Here is a 341-nt window from a genome sequence, read left to right on the forward strand (position 1 = left end):
CACCTGTACCATCAATACCATGTGTGTTGTTGGGAAAAAATGGTATAACTTGTGCTGGAAAGTCAGAAATAGCAAGTAATGTTGCGCTGCCAAAATCTCGCAGCATTCCAGCTATGTTTCTTCTTGATTGTGCTGATAAAAGCGCAAATTGAGTGACTCTACTTTTTTGTTCTGTTGTAGGAGCGCTTAAAGAGTCAGTGTATTCTTTGCGCCAAATATATGGTGTACCTGAGGTGATTACTTTACTTTTTATGTGATTGTTATCTTGTGAGAAAGTATTGTTTTTATCAGTTTTACATTTTACTACTTCTGCAGTAACTGCATCCAGGCAGATTCTAATT

1 protein-coding gene is annotated in these 341 nt (G+C 37.0%); it reads right to left on the bottom strand.

Annotated elements, in window-relative coordinates:
• Positions 1 to 341, bottom strand: a 341-nt coding sequence (locus tag CWB78_RS18845) for a hypothetical protein (protein WP_171040367.1), incomplete at both ends; no start/stop codon positions are given.

Source organism: Pseudoalteromonas sp. S1612 (genome assembly GCF_005887175.1).
GTDB lineage: Bacteria > Pseudomonadota > Gammaproteobacteria > Enterobacterales > Alteromonadaceae > Pseudoalteromonas > Pseudoalteromonas undina.